Source organism: Acidisphaera rubrifaciens HS-AP3 (genome assembly GCF_000964365.1).
Classification (GTDB): Bacteria; Pseudomonadota; Alphaproteobacteria; order Acetobacterales; family Acetobacteraceae; genus Acidisphaera; species Acidisphaera rubrifaciens.
The window spans coordinates 1-4,207 of the sequence record NZ_BANB01000388.1 but is presented as its reverse complement, the minus strand read 5'-3'; the positions used below and the strand labels follow the sequence as shown (position 1 = coordinate 4,207).

Genomic DNA, 4,207 nt, shown 5'->3' with positions numbered 1-4,207 from the left:
GAGGCGCGGCCCGTCCGTCACCGCGGCGGCGGCGGCGCGCACCAGCTCGTCGAAATAGACGCCGAAGACGGCGCGCGCCGGGTATAGCCGCCCGTCGTCGAGCAGCGCCGCCGGATCGCGCGCCGCCTCGTCGCGGGCGCGCAGCCAGCGGTCGAAATGCGTCTCGTCCTCCGGCATCACCAGCATCCGGTTGGAGGCGACGTTGATGCGATAGGTCGTCTCGTCGGTCGAATAGGCGAGGCCGGCTCCAAGACGGTCGCGCGGCTCGATCACCGCGACCTCCGCCGCGAGGCGCGGATGATCGCGCAGCAGATGCAGGGCGAAGGCGGCGCCGCACAGGCCGCCGCCGATCACCGCGATCCGCGCCCCGCCGCCGCGGCCCGGCGTGCCGGTCGATGCCTGTGCGTCCATCCGGTCACGATAGTGGGATCGCGCGCGGCGTCCATCCGCGGGACGCGCAGAAACGCTTGCCCTGACGCGCCATATGAAAGCACCGTTATGCGCCGGTCATGAACCGGCCACAAAAAGGGCGAGGAAACGGTGGTGATACACAGAGGAACGAGGGTCCGCGCGCGGACCCGCGCGGCGTTGGTCGCGTCCTGCGCCATGAGCGCCGGGCTGTGGCTGGGGACCGGGACGGCGCAGGCCGACGCATCCACCCAGGGCCTGACATGCAGCATGGGCGCGCTGAGCGGGCTGATCGACGGCATGACGATCCAGTCCGCGACGAGCGTCGCCGCCGCCGGCGGCACGCCCGCCTATTGCGACGTGAAGGGCAGCCTCGCCACCAGCGGCGAGGACGCGCCCCCCGGCGCCGCGGCGTTCGAGATCCAGCTTCCCGCCAACTGGAACGGCAAGTTCCTGTTCTTCGGCGTGGGCGGCCTCGCCGGCAGCACCTATGCGGACTTCTCCGCCAATCCGGTGGACCTCAAGGAGGCGCTGCCGAGGGGCTATGCGACGGCCATCACCGACGAGGGGCATCAGGCCGGCAACACCGACGCGAGCTGGTCGCTGCTCGGCAACGGCGCGCCCAACCGGCCGGCGCTGGTCGACTATTATTACCGCGCCACGCACGAGGTGACGGTCGCCGCCAAGCAGCTGGTGCAGACCTATTACGGCGGCAGCATCAGCTACGCCTATTTCGACGGCTGCTCCAACGGCGGGCGGCAGGCGATGGTGGAGGCCTCGCGCTTCCCGCAGGATTATGACGGCATCATCTCCGGTGCGCCGTTCCTCGACCTGCGCACCATTATCGGCGGCGCCAAGGCGGCGAAGGCGCTGTTCGCGAGCGACACGAGCTATCTTCCCGCCTCGATGCTGCCGGCGATCGACGCCGCGGTGAACGCCGCCTGCGACGCCGCGGACGGGACGACCGACGGGCTGATCCAGAACCCCGCCGCCTGCCACGTCCGGCCCGAGCAGCTCGTGTGCAAGAACGGGGCGACGACCAACTGTCTCAGCGAGGATCAGGCGGCGTTCCTGTCGAGCTATATCGGCGCGCTGCGCGATCAGGACGGCGACCTGGTCTATCCGGGCTTCAGCATCACCAACCTGTCGAATGGCGGCATGGATGCGTGGACCGTCGGCACCACGCTGCCGACCGCGCCTGGGACGGCGGAGCCATGGGGCAATGACGGGTTCAGCCCGGCGCCGTACGGCTTCCAGTTCGTCGACCACATCATCCAGGACATCATCGCCCGCGACCCGAGCTATGACGTCTTCTCCTATCCCGTCACGACGGACGGCGTGGTGACGACGGCGGTGCTGCGGCAATTCGACCAGCGCACGGCGGCGGCGGATGCCGGCTCGCCGTTCGACTACCAGGCGTTCCTCGATCAGGGGCGCAAGATGATCTGGTACCACGGCCTCAGCGATCCGGCGCTGCCGCCGTTCCGCGACTTCGTGCTGTACGAGCAGCTCGCCCGTCTGGTGCCGGGCGGATATGACCGGCTGCAGAAGCAGATGCGCCTGTTCATGGTGCCGGGCATGCAGCATTGCGGCGGCGGTGTCGGGCCGAATTTCTTCGACACGCTCTCCCCGCTCGAAGCCTGGGTCGAGCACAACCAGCCGCCGGCCAGCATCGAGGCGGCGCATTATCCCAACAACAACCCGACCGCCGGCGCGCCGGACCGGACCATGCCGCTGTGTCCGTTCCCGACGCAGGCGAGCCTGACCGGCGTGAACGTCAACGTCGCGTCGAGCTGGAGCTGCCAGCCGAACCGCGACATGCTGAAGGTCGGGCTTGACGGCCGTCTCGCCGGTCTGCGCGGCGGCGGGCAGGTCAGCCTGCCGCCCACCCTCGCGCCGTGAGCTTCTCCCCCGGGGACCGCTCCGCGGGGGACATGCTTCGGCGATACGCGCGGCAGCGGGCGGCGGCGACGCCGCCCGTTTGTCGTCGCGGGGCTGCCCGCGGCGGCGTCAATGCGCGGGCGTCAGCGTCTCCGTGCCCGCCTCGGGGTCCGTCGCTCCGGCCCACACGCCCTTGTAGCTTCCGTCCGGCTGCGCGGTGTACAGCGCGATCCCCTGCGCGCGACCCGACGCGAAGGTGACGGCGAAGGATTTCGCGTCGCCCACGCCGAAGCCGTCGAAGGTTTCATTGCCGATCTTCCACGTCATGCGCCACGTCTCGCGGCCGGTCTGCGACAGCTGCGCCTCGCCCTTGTAGGGGCCGCGGCCGCCGGGATTGGCGCCGCTCACGTCATAGCGGCCCGGCCCTTCCGCCCATGCGGGGGCGGGGACGGCGCCGGCGAGCAGGCCGGCGAGCAACAGGCAGGCGATGGGCTTCATGGCGCGGGGCTCCCGTTCGCGTCCGCCGGGCGGGGCGGCGCGTAGTTCTCGACGAGGTAGATCGGCCGGCGCTTCGTCTCGGTGAAGATGCGGCTGAGGTATTCGCCCATCACGCCGAGGATGATGAGCTGCGCGCCGCCGAGGAACAGCACCACCACCATCAGGCTCGGGTAGCCGGCGACCGGATTGCCGAACAGCAGCGTGCGCAGCAGCACCTCCGCCAGATAGAACGTCGCGAAGCCGGCGACGATCAGCCCGAGATAGGTCGCGATCTTCAGCGGCATCACGGTGTTGCTGGTCAGCCCCTCCAGCGCGAGGTTCCACAGCTTCCACCAGCCCCATTTGCTGATGCCCGCGTGCCGGCCCGCGCGGTCGTACAGCACGGATTCGCTGGGAAAGCCGACCCAGGCGAAGATCCCCTTCATGAAGCGGTTATGCTCGCGCAGCGCCCGCACGGCGTCGGCGACGCGCCGGCTCATCAGCCGGAAATCGCCGGTATCGGGCGGCACCTCGACCTGCGCCACGCGGTTGATGAGGCGGTAGAACAGCGCGGCCGTGGCCTTTTTCAGCCATGTCTCGCCCTGCCGCTCGCGGCGCGTCGCATAGACCATGTCCACCCCGCGCCGCCATGCGGCGACAAGGTCGGGGATCACCTCCGGCGGGTCCTGCAGGTCGCAGTCGATAACGATCACGGCATCGCCGTGCGCGTGATCGAGCCCGGCGGTGGTCGCCGCCTCCTTGCCGAAGTTGCGCGACAGGCTGACCACCGCGACATGCGTATCCGCCGCCCGCAGCGCGCGCAGCAGCGCGGGCGTCGCGTCGCGGCTGCCGTCGTCGACATAGATCACCTCCCACGTCGCGCCGAGCGCGGTCATGACGCGCGCGAGGCGGCCGTGAAACTCCGCCAGGACGGCCTGTTCGTTGTAGGTGGGCACCACCACGGACAGCACGGGTACGACGTTGCTTTCGTTCATCTGGGCGATACCCGTCGTTACGGACAATCTGTGCCGTCCGAATGAAACGATCCCGGTCCGGCCCGCAACCCTATCCGCGCCCGAACAGCCGTTCGATCTCGGCGCGCGACAGGCGCAGGAAAGTCGGCCTTCCGTGGCTGCACGTGGCGGCGCGCGGCGTCGCCTCCATCTGGCGCAGCAGGGCATCCATCTCCTCGCGCGCCAGCCGCCGCCCAGCGCGGATGGAGCCGTGACAGGCGAGGCGGGCGATCGCCGCGTCGAGGCGCGCGTCCAGCGCCGTCGCCTCCCCCATCTCGGCGAGTTCGTCGGCGAGGTCGCGCAGCAGCGGCGCCGGATCGGGCGTGCCGAGCAGCGCCGGTAGCGCGCGCACCAGCAACGCCCCCGGCCCGAACGCCTCGATCGCGACGCCGAGGTGCCCGCGCCAGCTGTCCCTTGAAGGACGCCTC

General features: G+C 70.4%; 4 protein-coding genes and 1 pseudogene. 1 reads left to right on the top strand and 4 read right to left on the bottom strand.

Annotated features, from left to right (window positions below):
* Window positions 1-411: FAD/NAD(P)-binding protein (locus B8460_RS11590; protein WP_048861758.1), on the bottom strand; the 411-nt coding region annotated here is incomplete at its 3' end.
* 195 nt (window positions 412-606) lie between these two features.
* On the opposite strand from B8460_RS11590, the gene B8460_RS11585 reads away from it, so the two are divergent.
* Entirely contained in the window at window positions 607-2,310 is a 1,704-nt protein-coding gene (locus B8460_RS11585; RefSeq protein WP_048861757.1) for a tannase/feruloyl esterase family alpha/beta hydrolase, read from the top strand.
* Window positions 2,311-2,418: 108 nt separating this feature from the next.
* On the opposite strand, the gene B8460_RS11580 is transcribed toward B8460_RS11585, so the two are convergent.
* The 3 genes and pseudogenes from B8460_RS11580 to B8460_RS11570 all read right to left on the bottom strand — a co-directional run.
* A complete protein-coding gene (locus B8460_RS11580; protein ID WP_048861756.1) occupies window positions 2,419-2,787 on the bottom strand; it encodes a hypothetical protein in 369 nt (122 codons plus the stop codon).
* Window positions 2,784-3,761, bottom strand: a complete 978-nt coding sequence (locus tag B8460_RS11575) for a glycosyltransferase family 2 protein (protein WP_048861755.1) — start codon at window positions 3,759-3,761, stop codon at window positions 2,784-2,786. Before B8460_RS11575 ends, B8460_RS11580 begins: the two co-directional genes overlap by 4 nt.
* Before the next feature lie 70 nt (window positions 3,762-3,831).
* Window positions 3,832-4,207, bottom strand: a pseudogene (locus B8460_RS11570) (DNA mismatch repair endonuclease MutL); the annotation flags it as partial.